17 protein-coding genes are annotated in these 16,235 nt (G+C 60.2%); 9 read left to right on the top strand and 8 right to left on the bottom strand.

What is annotated here, in order from left to right:
* Nucleotides 1-21 precede the first annotated feature (21 nt).
* From ACST81_RS09330 to ACST81_RS09315, 4 genes are all read left to right on the top strand, one after another.
* On the top strand, nucleotides 22-924 hold the full coding sequence (locus ACST81_RS09330; protein WP_438752664.1) for a metallophosphoesterase family protein: 903 nt from the start codon (nucleotides 22-24) through the stop codon (nucleotides 922-924).
* A 166-nt stretch (nucleotides 925-1,090) separates the two neighbouring features.
* Nucleotides 1,091-1,639 carry a tetratricopeptide repeat protein gene (locus tag ACST81_RS09325; RefSeq protein ID WP_438753463.1) on the top strand — a complete coding sequence of 183 codons (549 nt, stop codon included), beginning with the start codon at nucleotides 1,091-1,093 and terminating at the stop codon, nucleotides 1,637-1,639.
* Nucleotides 1,640-1,837: 198 nt separating this feature from the next.
* On the top strand, nucleotides 1,838-2,356 hold the full coding sequence (locus ACST81_RS09320; RefSeq protein WP_438752663.1) for an RNA polymerase sigma factor: 519 nt from the start codon (nucleotides 1,838-1,840) through the stop codon (nucleotides 2,354-2,356).
* Nucleotides 2,357-2,359: 3 nt separating this feature from the next.
* On the top strand, nucleotides 2,360-3,190 hold the full coding sequence (locus ACST81_RS09315) for an anti-sigma factor family protein (protein ID WP_438752661.1): 831 nt from the start codon (nucleotides 2,360-2,362) through the stop codon (nucleotides 3,188-3,190).
* 71 nt (nucleotides 3,191-3,261) lie between these two features.
* Here ACST81_RS09315 and ACST81_RS09310 read toward each other — a convergent pair whose 3' ends face one another.
* Nucleotides 3,262-5,223, bottom strand: coding sequence for a methyl-accepting chemotaxis protein (locus tag ACST81_RS09310; protein WP_438752659.1), 1,962 nt, complete (start codon nucleotides 5,221-5,223; stop codon nucleotides 3,262-3,264).
* Nucleotides 5,224-5,551: 328 nt separating this feature from the next.
* Nucleotides 5,552-7,267: a 2-isopropylmalate synthase gene (gene leuA / locus ACST81_RS09305; protein ID WP_438752658.1), complete on the bottom strand. Its 1,716-nt coding sequence runs from the start codon at nucleotides 7,265-7,267 to the stop codon at nucleotides 5,552-5,554.
* Here leuA and ACST81_RS09300 point away from each other — a divergent pair.
* The 3 genes from ACST81_RS09300 to ACST81_RS09290 are packed head-to-tail and all read left to right on the top strand — an operon-like array spanning nucleotide 7,267 to nucleotide 8,306.
* Nucleotides 7,267-7,611 carry a hypothetical protein gene (locus ACST81_RS09300; RefSeq protein ID WP_438752657.1) on the top strand — a complete coding sequence of 115 codons (345 nt, stop codon included), beginning with the start codon at nucleotides 7,267-7,269 and terminating at the stop codon, nucleotides 7,609-7,611. The two genes, leuA and ACST81_RS09300, sit on opposite strands and share 1 nt — an antisense overlap.
* Before the next feature lie 23 nt (nucleotides 7,612-7,634).
* A complete protein-coding gene (locus tag ACST81_RS09295) occupies nucleotides 7,635-7,910 on the top strand; it encodes a type II toxin-antitoxin system Phd/YefM family antitoxin (RefSeq protein ID WP_438752655.1) in 276 nt (91 codons plus the stop codon).
* Nucleotides 7,911-7,913: 3 nt separating this feature from the next.
* Nucleotides 7,914-8,306 carry a type II toxin-antitoxin system VapC family toxin gene (locus ACST81_RS09290; RefSeq protein WP_438752653.1) on the top strand — a complete coding sequence of 131 codons (393 nt, stop codon included), beginning with the start codon at nucleotides 7,914-7,916 and terminating at the stop codon, nucleotides 8,304-8,306.
* 55 nt (nucleotides 8,307-8,361) lie between these two features.
* Here ACST81_RS09290 and ACST81_RS09285 read toward each other — a convergent pair whose 3' ends face one another.
* The gene (locus tag ACST81_RS09285; RefSeq protein WP_438752652.1) at nucleotides 8,362-8,943 is read right to left on the bottom strand and encodes an ATP-dependent Clp protease proteolytic subunit; all 582 of its coding nucleotides are present in this window, start codon (nucleotides 8,941-8,943) and stop codon (nucleotides 8,362-8,364) included.
* A 290-nt stretch (nucleotides 8,944-9,233) separates the two neighbouring features.
* On the opposite strand from ACST81_RS09285, the gene ACST81_RS09280 reads away from it, so the two are divergent.
* The gene (locus ACST81_RS09280; RefSeq protein WP_438752650.1) at nucleotides 9,234-9,812 is read left to right on the top strand and encodes a HupE/UreJ family protein; all 579 of its coding nucleotides are present in this window, start codon (nucleotides 9,234-9,236) and stop codon (nucleotides 9,810-9,812) included.
* 167 nt (nucleotides 9,813-9,979) lie between these two features.
* Here ACST81_RS09280 and queF read toward each other — a convergent pair whose 3' ends face one another.
* The 5 genes from queF to ACST81_RS09255 all read right to left on the bottom strand — a co-directional run bounded on the left by queF (nucleotide 9,980) and on the right by ACST81_RS09255 (nucleotide 15,127).
* Nucleotides 9,980-10,444, bottom strand: a complete 465-nt coding sequence (gene queF / locus ACST81_RS09275; protein WP_438752648.1) for a preQ(1) synthase — start codon at nucleotides 10,442-10,444, stop codon at nucleotides 9,980-9,982.
* Nucleotides 10,441-11,364 carry a cation diffusion facilitator family transporter gene (locus tag ACST81_RS09270; protein WP_438752647.1) on the bottom strand — a complete coding sequence of 308 codons (924 nt, stop codon included), beginning with the start codon at nucleotides 11,362-11,364 and terminating at the stop codon, nucleotides 10,441-10,443. Before ACST81_RS09270 ends, queF begins: the two co-directional genes overlap by 4 nt.
* A gap of 76 nt (nucleotides 11,365-11,440) precedes the next feature.
* Complete coding sequence (locus ACST81_RS09265) at nucleotides 11,441-13,630, bottom strand: anthranilate synthase (RefSeq protein WP_438752645.1); 2,190 nt, start codon at nucleotides 13,628-13,630, stop codon at nucleotides 11,441-11,443.
* 243 nt (nucleotides 13,631-13,873) lie between these two features.
* Nucleotides 13,874-14,617, bottom strand: a complete 744-nt coding sequence (locus tag ACST81_RS09260; protein ID WP_438752644.1) for an SDR family oxidoreductase — start codon at nucleotides 14,615-14,617, stop codon at nucleotides 13,874-13,876.
* A gap of 75 nt (nucleotides 14,618-14,692) precedes the next feature.
* Nucleotides 14,693-15,127, bottom strand: coding sequence for a MarR family winged helix-turn-helix transcriptional regulator (locus ACST81_RS09255; RefSeq protein ID WP_438752643.1), 435 nt, complete (start codon nucleotides 15,125-15,127; stop codon nucleotides 14,693-14,695).
* A 179-nt stretch (nucleotides 15,128-15,306) separates the two neighbouring features.
* On the opposite strand from ACST81_RS09255, the gene ACST81_RS09250 reads away from it, so the two are divergent.
* On the top strand, nucleotides 15,307-16,170 hold the full coding sequence (locus ACST81_RS09250) for an extensin-like domain-containing protein (RefSeq protein WP_438752642.1): 864 nt from the start codon (nucleotides 15,307-15,309) through the stop codon (nucleotides 16,168-16,170).
* Nucleotides 16,171-16,235: the final 65 nt, after the last annotated feature.

Here is a 16,235-nt window from a genome sequence, read left to right as displayed (position 1 = left end):
AATATGCGCTAGGTACGGAACATGTTCAAACTCGCGCATATTTCCGACATTCATCTCGGCCCCCTGCCCGACCTTTCGATCCGAGAACTCCTGTCGAAGCGGATCACCGGTTTTGTCAACTGGCACCGTAACCGCCGCAACCATCTGGTCGGCGATACGCTCAACCTTTTGATGGACGAAATCGACCGCGTCGCCCCGGATCATCTGGCGATCACCGGCGATCTCGTCAATCTGGCCTCGTCGCGCGAGATCGAGGTGGTGACGGAATGGCTGAAGGCAGCCGGCGAGCCGGAGAACATTTCGGTCGTGCCGGGCAATCACGACGCTTACGTGCCGGGTGCCTACGAGAAGACCACCAAGGCCTGGTATCCCTTCATGCGCGGCGAGCGCGGCCCGGCGGAATGGGATGAGGATTTTCACTGCTATCCCTATCTGCGCATCCGGGGGCCGGTCGCCCTGATCGGCTGCTCGACAGCGGTCGCGACCCCGCCCTTTGCCGCCAGCGGCTATTTCGGCAGCCGGCAGGCCCGCGAGACCGTGAACCTGTTGCGCGCCGCCGGCGAGGCCGGACTGTTCCGCGTCGTGATGATCCATCATCCGCCGATCCAGGGCGCGACCTCGATGCACAAGCGCATGCTCGGCATCCGACGCTTTGCCGCGACGATTTCGGCCGGTGGGGCCGAACTCGTGCTGCACGGACACACGCATCTCAACACCGTCTATTCGCTGAAAGGCCAGGTGAAACCGGTGCCCGTCGTCGGTATCGCCTCGGCCTCGCAAGGTCGCGGCGGCAAGAAACCGCCGGCGGCCTTCAACCTGTTTTCCATCTCCGGCAGCCCCGGACAATGGAACCTCATTCGCGAGCGGTTCGAACTGACAATGGATGGCCGTTCGGTGACGCTGGCGGAAACGACACGGTTCTAAATTAGCGCACCGTCACTCGCCAAAGCCATAAAAGGCGTTATGCTCGCGAAATAATCGGGGCTCGTCGTCCGTCATACAGGACTGACCGGAAGACGGGGCGGCCGACATCGGAGATGTCGTGCCCAACCGGTTTGCCGGATGCAGTTTCAGCCAGGAGTGGACCATGATGAACAGCAAGTTTGCATTGATCGCTTTTTTCTCTGCCGCCTCCACGTTTGCCCTGGGCCAGACGGCGTGGGCGATGGGTGAAGACACGACCAAACCGCCGGAAGAAACCAAGACTTCCACCGAATGCAAGGACGGAAAGGTCTGGGACAAGGACAAGAAGGAATGCGTCGATCCCAAGAAGAGCGGGCTGGACGACGACACGCTGTTCAAGGCGGCACGGGAACTCGCCTATGCCGGCCAGTATGAAAATTCGTTGAAGGTGCTGGACGCGGTCCGCGACCAGAACAGTGCCCGCATCCTCAATTATCGCGGCTATTCCAACCGCAAGGCCGGCCGCATGGAACTCGGCATGGCCTATTACAAGCGCGCGCTGCAGGCGGACGAAAACTATATCCTGGCCCGCTCCTATATGGGCCAGGCGCTGGTCGAACAGGGCAGAACAGAGGAAGCCAAGGTCCAGTTGCTCGAAATCCGTGACCGTGGCGGCGAAAATACCTGGGCCTACCGGGCGCTTCTGCAGTCGCTCGGCGGTGTCCGTCAGTATTGATCTCGTGGTCAGGCCGCGCTTCGCTTTTTGGTGTGCCCGGCCTCTTATTTGATATCGGGAACTCTCCCGATGTGGCAAAATATGCTCTTCCGGCCCGCTCTCGACTTGCAGACCATGGGTCAAATGTTTCATATCAACGGCGTGTATTTCGACAGGGGTGAATAAAGCCCCGATCCGGAACGTTTCTTTGGAAGAGCAATGCGTCCAGCGGCAGAATCGAACGAATTCAGACGGGACTTGGTCAGTGTGCTGCCCAAGTTGCGCCGTTTCGCCATGACACTGACGCGCAATGCCGCCGATGCCGATGACCTGGTGCAGGAGGTCTGCGAGCGGGCCATCACCCGCTATCATCTCTGGAACGGCGAAGGGCGGCTCGAAAGCTGGATATACGCAATGACACGCAACCTGTGGATCGATGAAATCAGAAAGCGCAAGGTGCGCACCGGCGGCGGGACCGTCGATGCTTCTGAAAACGATGAACTGTCCGTCGAGCCGTCAGGCGAAAAAGCCGTTTACGCCAACCAGTTGCACAAGATGATCCTGTCCATGCCGGAAGGTCTGGCGAGCGTCTTCGTTCTCGTCAATGTCGAAGGCCACAGCTACCGGGAGGCCGCCGATATCCTGAAAATCCCGATTGGCACGGTGATGAGCAGGCTTTCGACGGCGCGCATGCGTCTGGCCGCAATGATTACTGAGACGACGGAAAGGAGGGCCTGAGCGTTGCAAAACACGAAAGGGCTCGCGCTCGAAGTTCGTCTGTCGGCCTATATCGACGGCGAAGTCGACGAAACGGAACGCAAGGAACTCGAACAACTGGTGGCGCGTGACGACGAAGCCCGGTTGGTGTTGGAAATGCTGAAAGCCGGCAATGCGTTCGGCAACAAGGCATTCGAGGAATTCCTGCATGACCCGGTTCCATTGTCGCTGGTGCGCCAGATCAAGCAGGGTCCCGGCGCCAATCCGAAGGCAGAGCGCGTGGTGACATCCGCGCCGCGCCAGGCGAAGGTTCGCCTGTGGCCGCGCGCGCTTGCCGCCTCGATCGCGCTGTTGCTCATTGGTGGTTCTACCGGTTTCATCATCGGCAAAACCGGCAATGACGGCATGACACCGACAAACGTGGCGTCCGCCCGCACCTGGCTCGACGACATCGCCGACTATCACCGCATCTATTCCCGCCAGACCGCCGAACGTCTGGTCGAAGTGCCGGCCACCGACGACAGGATCGAAAGCTGGCTGTCGGCAAGCGTCGGCGTGAACTTTGCCCTTCCGAACCTTATCGAAAAGGGCCTCACCTTCGAAGGCGCCCGCCTTCTCGTGGCGGCCGGCAAGCCGGTGGCGCAGTTGATGTACAAGAACGAGGACGGCGACGTTTTCGCCATCTGTTTTCTGAAGAGCAAGCCGGGCACCGCCGACAGCAAGATGACGGAGAGCATGCGCGATGATATCGCGATGATTTCCTGGCAGAAGTCCGGTGTGTCCTATGTGGTCGTCGGCCCGTCCGCGGATGCCAGCCTGCAGCAGCTGGCAGATGCGGTTTCCGCGACGATCTGAAATTTCTTCACTCTCAAAAGAAATGACCGCACCCCGAAGGATGCGGCCTTTTCCATTTCCGTTGCCAGTGATCAGAATTCCTGCCAGTCGCCGGAGGGTTGGGCTTGGGCAGCGGCTGCGCGGCCGCCAAAGGCCGAGGCGACTTTGCGGATCATGGCGCCGGCGGGCGACGAGCGCGGTATGGATGATGGACCGGCTGCCTGCACATGGCGGGCATTGCCGCCGCCTTCGAAGCGGAACTTGGCAAGTTGATCGGAGAGCGACGCGGCTTCCATGGCGAGCTTCTGGCTGGCCGCCGAGGTTTCCTCGACCATCGCCGCGTTCTGCTGCGTCGATTGATCCATGGTGTTGACCGCCGTGTTGATCTCCTTCAGCGCGACGGACTGTTCCTTGGCGGACTCGACGATCGAATTGACGTGACGGTTGATCTCCTGAACCTCGGCGACGATTTCCGTCAGCGCCTTGCCGGTTTCGCCGACCAGCGTCACGCCGGAGCGGACCTGTTCGCCGGAATTGTTGATCAATTGCTTGATCTCCTTGGCCGCGTTGGCGGAGCGCTGGGCCAGTTCACGCACTTCCTGTGCGACGACGGCAAAGCCCTTGCCCGCTTCCCCTGCACGAGCCGCCTCCACGCCGGCGTTCAGCGCCAGCAGGTTGGTCTGGAAGGCGATATCGTCGATGACGCTGATAATATTGTTGATCTCGTTCGATGATCCCTCGATCTGGCCCATCGCGGCGACCGCACGCTTGACCACTTCGCCGGAGCGTTCGGCGTTTTCCCGGGTCTTGGCGACCAGGCTGCCGGCTTCTTCCGCACGCTTCGTCGAATCGTTGACCGTGGTCGAGATTTCATCGAGTGCCGCCGCCGTCTGCTCGATGGAAGCGGCCTGCTGCTCGGTGCGGCGGGCGAGGTCATTGGCAGCGCCGCTGATCTCCCGTGCCCCGGCGTCGATCGAGAAGGCATTGCCACCGATCGCCTTCAGGGCCGAATGCAGCTTGTCGACGGAATGGTTGAAGTTGATCCGCAGTTCATCGAGCGTCGAGCCGAACGGTTCCGACAGGCGGAACTCCAGATTGCCGTTCGCCATTTCCTCGAGCGCCTGGCCAAGCTGGGACACCGCATGATTGGTCTGCATGGCTTCCGCGTCGCGCTGACGGGCCGTGTCTTCCATCTGCGTGCGTTCGGCGGCGGCGCGCTGCGCATCGCTTTCGGCCTGCCGGGCGGCCTGCGAACCGACGGCGTCACGGACGGCGCCGACAGCGCGGGCGAGATCACCGATCTGGTCGTGGCGGGCGTCAAGCGCCTGGTCACCTTCGAGCTTGCCTTCGGCCATCTTACGCAGGGCGTCCTGCAGCTTGGCCATCGGGCCGGTAATCGAGCGGCTTGCCAAGAAGGCTGCGATCATCGCCAGAACGACGGCGCCGCCGAGCGATCCGAGAGCGAGTGTCTGGAAGCCGCTTGCCATGGAGCGGACGTCGCCGCCGACGGACTTGTTGAGCGCCTCCTGATAGTCGATGAACTTGTTGATCGCGCCGAGCCAGGCAACGAAGAGCGGACGGGCCTGCTCCAGCAGGATCTTCTTGGCAGCGGGCTTATCGCCCTTGTCTTCAAGCGCGATGATCTCGGCAACCAATGGATTGGTCTTGGACTGGATGTCGGCGATCTCGGCGAGAATCGTCTTCTCCTGGTCGGAGGCGCCGGCCGGCGAAGCAATCATGTCCTTCATCTTCACTTCGTTGGCGGCATAGGTGTCAGCCAGCTTGGCAATCAGGGCCACGGCCGTCTGGCGCTCTTCCGCCGTCTCGACGATCGTCACGTCGCGGATGGCGATGGCGCGGTCATGGACGCTGCCGCGAAAATTGATGGCGAAGCGCTGCTTGACGCTGTTGACGTCGTTGATCTTGCCAAGGTCTTCATTGATTTCGTTGACCCGCGACACAGACTGCTGGGTCAGGAGAAGCATAAGCAAAACGAGAAAGCCAAAGCCGATGCTGAGGCGCATTCCAATGCCAAATCGCGAAATAGATTTCATCTTGAATCCTCTTGCTGGCCGGCACGCGCAAAGGCACCAGCGACGCTTTCAAATGAAGGGGAATGTTCAAGACATCCCGGCGCGAACCGGGATCGGGCATGCCATCATGGCATCAGGCCCAAATATGGCGCTGTTTGTCCAACCGTCTTGCTGGAAGCACATATTAGCGTGTTGTGGTTAATAAACTGTTTTAACAAACAGTTAAAACTATAGCGCGAATTCTACTGAACGATTTACACGCAAAATGATCGATATTTCATCACGTCAACCAACCGCTATCGAGGCCATCCTGGTGATGACCTCGATCTATGGACCGCGGAACAGGCTGTTATTTCTGTTCAAGCACCCGGTTGGCGGCAGAAACGATGGCTTCGAGCGAGGCCGCGACAATATTGGTATTGATGCCGACACCGAACAGCTTGCCGCCGGGATACTCCACCTCGACATAAGCGATGGCTGCCGCATTCGAGCCGTGCTGCAGCGAATGTTCGGAGTAATCGGCAACCGACATCTCGACACCGAGATAGATCGACAGCGCATTGATGAAACCGTCGATCGGCCCCGTCCCCTTGCCCTCGATCCGCTTGGTCTCGCCTCTGTCGGTAATTTCGGCGGCGACGACGCGCACGCCCCGGTGTTCGCCGACCGGATAGGTATGGTGATCGACGAACTTGATGCGGGCGCCGGGCTGATCGACGTAACGCTCGATGAAGCGTGCGTGGATCGCCTTCGACGGCAGTTCCTTGCCCTCTTCGTCGGTAATGCGCTGGATATCCTCGCGGAATTCCACCTGCAGGTTGCGCGGCAGGTTGATGCCGTAGTCCTGCTGCAGGATATAGGCGATGCCGCCCTTGCCGGACTGCGAGTTGATGCGGATGATCGCTTCATAGGACCGGCCGACATCCTGCGGATCGATCGGCAGGTACGGCACTTCCCACAGCGGCTTGTTGGCCTGCTTGATCGCCTTCATGCCCTTGTTGATGGCATCCTGGTGCGAGCCGGAGAAGGCCGTGTACACCAGTTCACCGACATAGGGGTGACGTTCCGGGATCGTCATCTGGTTGGAATATTCGTAGACTTCCTTCACCCGCTCGATATCGGAGCAATCCAGCTCGGGATCGACCCCTTGCGTGAACATGTTGAGCGCCAGGGTCACCACATCGACATTGCCGGTGCGCTCACCGTTGCCGAACAGCGTGCCCTCGACGCGATCGGCGCCGGCCATCAGGCCGAGTTCGGTGGCGGCGATGCCGGTACCGCGGTCATTGTGCGGATGCAGCGAGATGATCAGGTTTTCGCGGTTGTCGAGATTGCGGCACATCCATTCGATCTGGTCGGCATAGATGTTCGGCGTCGCCATCTCGACGGTCGACGGCAGGTTGAGGATCAGCTTGTTGTCCGGCGTCGGCTGGATGATCTCGGCAACGGCGTTGCAGATTTCCAGCGAAACTTCCAGTTCCGTGCCGGTAAAGCTTTCCGGCGAATATTCGAATCGGAAACCGCCCGTTTCTTTCGTGGCGGCCTTGGCGGCCATGTCGGCGATCATCTTGGCGGCATCGGTGGCGATCTGCTTGATGCCGCGCACATCCTTGGCGAACACGACGCGGCGCTGCAATTCGCTGGTCGAGTTGTAGAAATGCACGATCGGCTTGTTGGCACCCCGCAGGGCTTCAAACGTGCGCGTGATCAGTTCCGGACGGCACTGGACCAGAACCTGCAGCGACACGTCATCAGGCACATTGCCTTCCTCGACGCACCAGCGGGCAAAGTCGAAATCGGTCTGCGAGGCCGACGGGAAGCCGATCTCGATTTCCTTGAAGCCCATGTCGAGCAGCAGCTGGAACATCCGGGCCTTGCGGTCGTGACCCATCGGGTCAACCAGCGACTGGTTGCCGTCGCGCAAATCGACGGAGCACCAGATGGGCGCCTTGGTGATGGTGTTGCCGGGCCATGTCCGGTCCGGAATATTGATCTGCGGATAGGGCTGATACTTGACCGCAGCCTCGGGCATGCCCTGCTTGACGGTGTGGGATTTCATGATCATTGCGGCTTCTCTTCATCTGTGAGGCGCATTTCCCGCATGCAATAACCGATCGACGGTCCTATTGCGACGGCAAAATGCTGGCTCTCGGGTTCTTTTCGGTTCTGAATTTCAGGAAGGGCAAGGAGCTGGGGCCGGTGGGCTTTGGGCCACCGGGCGCTCCTTCAAAGAACCCGGCAACCGCTGATAAGGCCGAGAAGAAGAAGCGAGGCGCGCGAACGGTCCGCGATGGCAACCTGCCCGCGGGAAATCTGTTCGACGATGATGGCGCCTGTGTTCGACATGAAGCGGTTTATAACCGTAGACAGAAGCAAGGGCAAGTCTTGATCGGGATATTGAAATTGTAGCCACTTGCAGCTACATTGCTTGCATGACCAAGATCCCGATCCGCGAAGCCAAGAACAAGCTGACCGAACTCGCCCGCCGCGTGGAGGGCGGAGAGACGATTACCGTCACCCGCAATGGCAAGCCGGTGATGGAACTGGTTCCGGCAAAGAAGAAAGGCGGCATCGATTGGGAAGGCGGCCGCGCCTACAAGAAGGAGCGTGGGATTAGCAGCTTCTTTGAGGAGATCCCCGTCGATTTCGATGATCCACTACCTGAAGATTTCCTGCTGACGCCCCTTCCCCCGATACACGGCGAATAGCTTATGGATCGGTTGCTGGACACGCACATCTTCCTGGCAATCGTCGAAGAACGCGTCGCCGCGCTGCCTGTATCGTTGCGGCAGCAGATAGCGAATCCAGAGGCCAAATTCCATTTGAGCGTCGCAAGCCTCTGGGAAATTGCAATAAAATATCGCCTCGGAAAACTTGCCCTGAAGTCGAACCTCGAAGAACTTCCGGAAACGGCACGACGTTATGGCATCCAGCTTGTTCCGATCGACGAGCACCATGCGCTGCAGAGCATCCAGCCGGAACCATCCACCCGTGATCCCTTTGATCGCCTTCTGCTGGCGCAATGCGCCGTCGAAGGCATGAGGCTCGTCACGCTCGATGCCGCACTATCCGGCCACCCGCTCTCAGCCACCGCAGGCGCATAACAAAAACCCCACCGGACGAACCAGTGGGGTTTAGCACGCTCGATGCAGGCAGCCTTCAGATATCAGCCTGCGACGTCACGATCCGCGAAACCAGGCCGTAGCTCTTGGCTTCCTCGGCTGAGAGCCAGTAGTCACGATCCGTGTCCTTGGCGATCTTTTCGTAGGGCTGGCCGGTGGCTTCGGCGAAGATCCTGTTCAGGCGCTCGTTCATCTTGATGATTTCGCGGGCCTGGATCTCGATGTCCGATGCCATGCCGCGGGTGCCGCCCGACGGTTGATGAAGCAGGAAACGGGTGTTCGGCAGGCAGATGCGCCGTTCCTTAGGCGCCGATACATAGATCAACGCGCCGGCGGAGGCGACCCAACCGGTTCCGATCATCCAGACCTTCGGCTTGATGAACTTGATCATGTCATGGACGGAATCGCCGGATTCGACGTGACCGCCGGGCGAGTTCACGTAAACGCGGATGTCTTCGTCGCTGGCTGCGGACAGCGCCACCAGTTGCGTGTTGACCTTCTGCGCCAGTTCCTGGGTGATCGGGCCATAGATGAAGATCGAACGCGACTTGAAAAGGTTCGCCTCCGTTTCCTTGCCGAGCGGCAGTTCCTTTGTCTTGTCGTCGTCTTCTTCGTTCATGCGAAGTCTCCCGCAAAATAAATCAAATGTCCTGCCGCTGTCAGATAAGGCGACTCGACTGCGAAAACAATGCAACAAAAGCGGATGCCGATGAAAGGGCAATCCGCACGTCAATTTTCGCTATGGTAAAGACGGATCGGCTTATTTTCCTCCCCGGCGCGACAGCCGTTAGCCGCGACCTGAGGCAATTGCCGTATGGACACACGATCAATCGCCAATAAGATGCCGACGTCATGAATTCGCATCCGGCGGGCCGCCTCCCACGCTCCCGTCCTTCAATGGGGACCACAATGAAAAGACGTATCCTTCTTGCAGCAGTTGCCTTTGTCACATCGACCGCTCCCGCCTTTGCCCATCTCGATCCGGTCGAACACGGTTCGCTACTCGCCGGCATCAGCCATCCCCTGTCGGGACTGGACCATATCCTCGTCATGATCGCCGTTGGCCTCTGGGCGGCGCAGATCGGCGGGCGGGCGCTCTGGGCCGTTCCGTCAGCCTTCGTCGGTAGTATGGCGCTGGGCTTCGGGCTTGCCATGACCGGCCTGCCCCTGCCCTTCGTGGAACCGGCCATCCTCGCCTCGATCGTTGCTCTCGGCCTTCTGGTCGCGATGGCCGTGCGGCTGGAAACCACTGCCTGCGCCGCGATCGTCGGCATCTTCGCCCTGTTCCACGGCTATGCCCATGGCGACGAACTGGGTGTTGCCGGTACGCTGCCCTTCAGCGCCGGCTTCGTCATCGCAACATCGCTGCTGCATATCGCCGGGATCGGCCTCGGGCTTGGCATTAGCCGGGTTTCGGCGGGCCGCACTCTGTCGCGCGTGCTCGGCGGCCTCACCGCTTTTGCCGGCCTGGCCCTGATCCTCGGCTGATCTGCCCCCCTCGTTTCGTCATGATCGGGCTTGACCCGACTATCCATGACGGAAACCGTGGCTCCTCGGCTCAAGGCCGAGCATGACGGAGAATGGGGACGGCCGAGAAAGACGACACATTCCGAACGCAAAAACGGCGAGCTTTCGGCCCGCCGTTGTCTTTGAGATCAACCGCGCCCGCGATAGGGCTGAACGCCCTGATCCGGCAGCCAGACGCCTTCCGGCACCTTGCCGGTCTGCCAGAAGACGTCGATCGGGATACCGCCGCGCGGATACCAATAGGCGCCGATCCGCAGCCATTTCGGAGCGAGCAGGTCGACCAGTCGCTTGGCGATATCGATCGTGCAGTCCTCGTGAAACGCACCGTGATTGCGGAACGAATGCAGGTAGAGCTTCAGCGACTTCGATTCGACCAGCCAGCCGTCCGGCACATAATCAATGACGATATGGGCGAAATCCGGCTGGCCGGTCATCGGGCAGAGCGAGGTGAATTCCGGCGCGGTGAAGCGAACGACGAAATCCGTGCCGGCATGACCGGTCGGCACACGTTCGAGAATGGCCTCTTCCGGGCTCGTCGGAGAAGCGACGTTCTGGCCGAGCTGGGAGAGCCCGGAAACATCCGTCTGGGTCATGATTTCATTCCTTCACTGACCTTGACGCGGATGCCATGGGCCTTTTCGCCCTCCGGCTCCACGTGAATGGCGATCTTGGCTCCGGGATTGACCGTTCGTATGGCGTCTTCAAGGCGATCGCAAATATCATGCGCTTCACCAACCGGCATGACGGCGGGAACGACCATGTGGAAATCGACGAAGATCGCCGATCCCGCCTCCCGGGTCTTCAGGTCATGAACACCGAGCGAACCGGTGGCATTGGCGGCGATTGCCGCCTTGATCGCCGCTTCCTCGTCGGCAGCGACGGCCTTGTCCATCAGGCCATCAATCGAACGGGCAATCACCTTCCAGCCTTGGTAGAGGATGTTGCAGGCAACGAACACGGCAAGCAGGGGATCAAGCAGGGCATATCCGGTGGCGATCGCCAGCACGAGACCGATCAGCACACCGATCGAGGTGACGACGTCGGAAAGGATATGGTGACCGTCCGCTGTCAGTGCAGGCGACCGCAGAGCGCGGCCGGCGCGGATCAACACATAGGCCCAGACCGCGTTAACGACACCGGCCAGAAAATTGATCGCGAGGCCGAGCATCGGGGCTTCCGGCAGGCGCGGCGAAAGGATCGCCGGAATCGCTTCCCAGACAATCAGCAATGCCGCCACGACGATCAGCACGCCCTCGATGACCGCCGAGAAATATTCCGCCTTGTAATGGCCGAAGGGATGGCCCGCATCGGCCGGCTTGGCCGCATAACCGATGACGAGGAAGGCGACGATGGCGGCCACGACATTGACGATCGATTCCAGACCATCGGACAGAAGCGCCACCGACCCCGTCACCCACCAGGCGAGCAGTTTCAGGCCGAGCACCAGAATGGCAAGCGGAATGCCCCAGAACGCCAGGCGTTGCGCCTTGTTTTTGTGACTGTCAGTTGCCATTTCCGGCTCCATTTCAATAAAAGAACCGCCGCGTCCTTGCGGGCGCGACGGTTTTCAACCTTGCGGCCCTGCTCTGTCAGGCAGCCTTGATCTTCGCCCGCTTGGCCAGATGGGCCACCACGTTCTCGATCATCCGCATGCCGGCATCGCCGCCGAGTGTCATGATCGATTCCGGGTGGAACTGAACAGCGGCGATCGGCTCCTTGGTATGTTCGATCCCCATGATCGTGCCGTCATCGCTTTCAGCCGTGATCATGAAATCGCGCGGCAGGGTCGAGGGATCGGCGAAGATCGAGTGATAGCGGCCGACCGTCACTTCCTTGCCAAGACCCGAGAAGACGATGCCAGGCTCGAGCACGCGGATGCGCGAGGGTTTGCCGTGCATGGGAACGGCAAGCTGGCGAAGATCGCCGCCATAGGCTTCGGCCAGCGCCTGCAGGCCGAGGCAGACGCCGAAGATCGGCAGGTCGTGGGCGCGCGCCTTCTTGATCGTCGCCTTGCAGTCGAAATCCTTCGGCATGCCGGGACCGGGCGACAGGACGACGAGATCGGGCTTTACGCGATCGAAAATTTCGTCGGCGACCGGCGAGCGTACGGTGGTGACCGTCGCGCCTGTTTGACGGAAATAATTTGCCAGCGTGTGGACGAACGAGTCCTCGTGATCGACCAGCAGGATGTTGACGCCGTTACCAACGGAAGCGACGTCACGACCAGTGCCACGGCTGTTGGCGGATTTTGCGTCGCGGATCGCTGCGATCATGGCGGATGCCTTCAGTTCGGTTTCGGCTTCTTCTTCTTCCGGATTGCTGTCGTTGAGCAATGTGGCACCGGCGCGCACCTCGGCAATACCGTCCTTGATGCGGATGGTACGCAGCGTCAGGCCGGTGTTCATGTCGCCGTTGAAGCCGACCATGCCGATCGCGCCACCATACCAGAGCCGGGCGCTTTTTTCATGACTTTCGATGAACCGCATCGCCCAGAGCTTCGGCGCGCCGGTGACGGTGACGGCCCATGCGTGGGAAAGGAAGCCGTCGAAAGCATCCATGTCGTCGCGCAACCGGCCTTCGATATGATCGACCGTGTGGATCAGCCGCGAATACATCTCGATCTGGCGGCGGCCAATGACCTTGACGGAACCGGGCACACAGACGCGCGACTTGTCGTTGCGGTCGACGTCGGAGCACATGGTGAGTTCGGATTCGTCCTTCTTCGAGTTCAGCAGCTTGAGTATCTGCTCGCTATCGGCGATCGGGTCCTCGCCGCGCTTGATCGTGCCGGAAATCGGGCAGGTCTCGATCCGGCGGCCGGAAACGCGCACGAACATTTCCGGCGACGCGCCGACCAGATATTCCTGGTTTCCAAGATTGATGAAAAAGGAATAGGGCGACGGATTGATCGCCTTCAGCCGGTTGGAAATTTCCGACGGCTTGCTTTCGCAGCGCTCGAAGAATTTCTGGCCGGGAACCACCTCGAAGAGATCGCCGCGGCGAAAACTTTCCTTGGCCTTGGTGACCAGTTCGGCATATTCGCCGGGACGATGATCGCCATGCGGTGGAATGCTGTCGACCGTGCGGAACGGTTCGGAGGCGATATCCCCTGCCTTGCCCTCGGTGGTCAGGCCCTCCTTGGCGAAATCATAGCGGTCGATCCAGGCCTTGGCGGCATAGTGGTCGACGACCAGGATTTCGTCGGGCAGGAACAGCACCATGTCGCGCTGATCGTCCGGGCGCTTCAGTTTCAGTTCGATCGCATCGAACTGGAAGGCCAGATCGTAACCGAAGGCGCCGTAAAGACCGAGGCTCGAATCTTCCTGCGAATAGAACAGGCTGGTAACGGCGCGCAGCACCGTGAAGACCGTCGGCATCTTCGAGCGTTCTTCTTCGGTGAACACCCGGTCCGGCATGTTGATCGTCAGGTCGAGCCGGCGGGGCGTCGATGCGCCGAGCGTGATGTCGGCGATGCCGGTTAGATGATCGGAGATCATCGACAGCAGGGCTTCGCCGCGTTCGTTATAGGCCTCGATCCACAGCGATCGGCCGAAGGAGGAGATGGCCAGCGGCGGATCGACGATGGCCGTATCCCAGCGGGTGTAGCGGCCCGGATATTCGTAGTTGGAGGAGAAGACCGCGCCCCGGCGCTCGTCGAGCTTGTCGACATAGCTGGAGATCGCTTCACCATAAGGAGCCTCGCGCCGCCGGCGGGTGACGGAAATGCCGCCCTTGGTGGTGTAGGCTTCCCCGCCGTCTGCAAGAATTGTCGTCGCCATCTGTCGCTCCATTCAGGCCCGGCATTCCTGCGGCCCGAATACAAAAAAGCCGCCTCGAAACTTCCGGGCGGCTTATCGTCTCAATCACGCATGACTGGTCAAGGCCGCTTCAGCGAGCCCACCACCAGATTGCAATGTTGCGTGCCTGTGTCATGGCAGAATTGTTAGCGTGAGAGAGAGGATTGTGCAAGCGGGCGGCGGCGGAAAAATAATTGCCATTTTCCGCCGCGACTTCGACGTTGATCAGGCCGGCAGACGAGTCGACATATGCGCCTGCACACCCTTCGGATCAGCGGCAAAGGCGGCTGCGACATTGCGGGTCAGTTCGCCCGGGAACACTTCCTCGGCACCGGTTTCGACACCATCCAGCGTCTCCGACGCGACTTCGACAGGCTTCAGGCGCGGCTCGGGCAGGTTCTTGCCCATATCCGTATCCACCTGTACCGGCATGGTGGCGATCACCTGTGTCCCCTGCCCCTTCAGTTCAGCGCGGATGGAACGGGTCGCAGCCAGACCGGCCGCTTTCGAGGCGGAGTATGTGCCGGCGGAGGGAAGTGTCACCAGCGACAGGAACGACAGGACGTTGACAATGCTGCTCTGGCTTGCCTTGGCGAGGATCGGCGCAAAGGCTTTCGACAGCGCCAGAACACCGAAATAGTTCACTTCCATTTCAGCACGGGCGACGGACAGATCCGGTGTCGAAAAGACGCCGTGCTCACCGGCGAAACCGGCGTTGTTGATGAGCAGCGTGACATCTGTCGCTACCTTCGCCGCCTCGGCGATATCCGCCGCATTCGTGACATCCAGCTTGAGCGGAACAAGGCGCTTCGGATCCAGTGCAACCAGATCGGCAAGTGCTGCCGGATCGCGGGCACCGAGATAGACTTTGCTTGCCCCGCGCCGAAGCAGTTCGGCGACGAATTCGCGGCCGATACCACGGTTGGCGCCGGTAACGAGCGCGACGGAATTTTCGATTCTCTGCGACATCAGTTTCTTCCTTATAAAAGTGCATATGCACTATTTGTGATATCAAAAAAGCCGAATGTTTCGGCCTCATGTTTCTCAGGTTGCGATGCCGGTCGGCACGGAAAGAAGCATTTGGCGCAGTTCATCCGCCCGCTCTGCTCCGACCAGTTCGACATATTCGGCCTGTGCGGCATGCCAGCATTCGGCTCCCTCCGCCAGTTTCCTCTGCCCGGCATCGGACAGCATCAGAAGCAGTTTGCGCGATCCCTTGCCTTCCGGCACGCTGACCACATAACCGTCACGCTCCAATGGCTTCAAGGCCCGCACCAGCGTGGTGCGATCCATCACCATGGCCTCGGCGATCTCGGCCATGCCGGTCTTTTCCGCCTCGGCGATATAGACCAGCAATGAAAACTGCGCCGCCGTGATCCCTGCCCTGGCATAATGCCGCTCGTAAAGCTGCGAGACGAAGCGCGCAGCCTGGCGAATGGCAAAGCAATTGCAGGTGGTGATTGATGACTGCGATCTCATGAGAAGACAAATAGATGTGTATATGCACTTTGTCAACTACGATTTATGAAAAGGAAAAAATCGGCCCCGTTCCCTCCGACAAAAGGACGGCCGGTGGACATCGCCGATGCAACCTCGCGCGGCCCAAAAGCGTTGTGAACCGAACCCCTGCCATCTCCGGCAGAAAACGGAGCCTTTCCATGTCTTTTCGCATCGCCCTTTCGCTCGCTTCCATCCTTGTCCTGTCCAGCGCAGCCCTCCCCAAACAAGGCCCCCTCCCCGAGAAGAAACCGGTGACCGTCGAGGTTCCCGTACCGGCCGAAAAGCCGGGTGATAGGAAGGCCGAGGAGAAGGACAGGAACGCGCGGAAACCTGCAAAGGAGGAAAAGGAAAAGCCGGCGGCGGTGGAAAAAGACAAGAAGGACACCTCGCCCACGGAAGACAAGGCCACAATCGAGAAGCCGGAGGTAAAACCCGAGCCGGTGCTGACGATCAAGCCGGAAGACGGCAAGGAGTATGCCGCCTGCCTCGCAGACCTGAAGGCAATCGGCGCGGGCTTCCAGGAAACCACGCGGATCGATGACGGCAAGGGGTGCGGCATCGACAAGCCATTGACGGTCACCACCGTGCTGCCCGGCATCAGCCTGAAGCCCGAAGGCACGATGCGTTGCGAAACAGCGCTTGAACTGGCGCGATGGACGAAGGATGCCGTCCTGCCGGCGGCGAAGGCAGCACTTGACGAGGAAGGACCGATGACGACGATCAACCAAGCGTCGAGCTATATCTGTCGGCTGCGCAACAATGCCAAGGCAGGAAAGATATCCGAGCACGCGCGCGGCAATGCCATCGACATCGCATCCTTCACCTTCAAGAGCGGCACGTCGATCGAAATCCAGCCGCGCGACGAGGATTCGACATTGGCAGGAGCCTTCCAGCGGGCGGTGACGGCAACCGGCTGCCTCTATTTCGAGACCGTGCTCGACCCCGGCAGCGACGAGGCGCACGAGAACCACCTGCATTTCGACGTGATCGAGCGCAAGGGTGGCTATCGCTACTGCCGGTGAGGCATCCGCGCAGTTTAGGAAATACTTTGCGAGCAGCCGTGCCTCGCCTTGCCGGAGGCGGCATC

The organism is Pararhizobium sp. O133, assembly GCF_051669845.1.
Classification (GTDB): domain Bacteria; phylum Pseudomonadota; class Alphaproteobacteria; order Rhizobiales; family Rhizobiaceae; genus Pararhizobium.
Note: the sequence above shows the minus strand (reverse complement) of the source record. Positions and strands in the feature narration are given on the sequence as shown.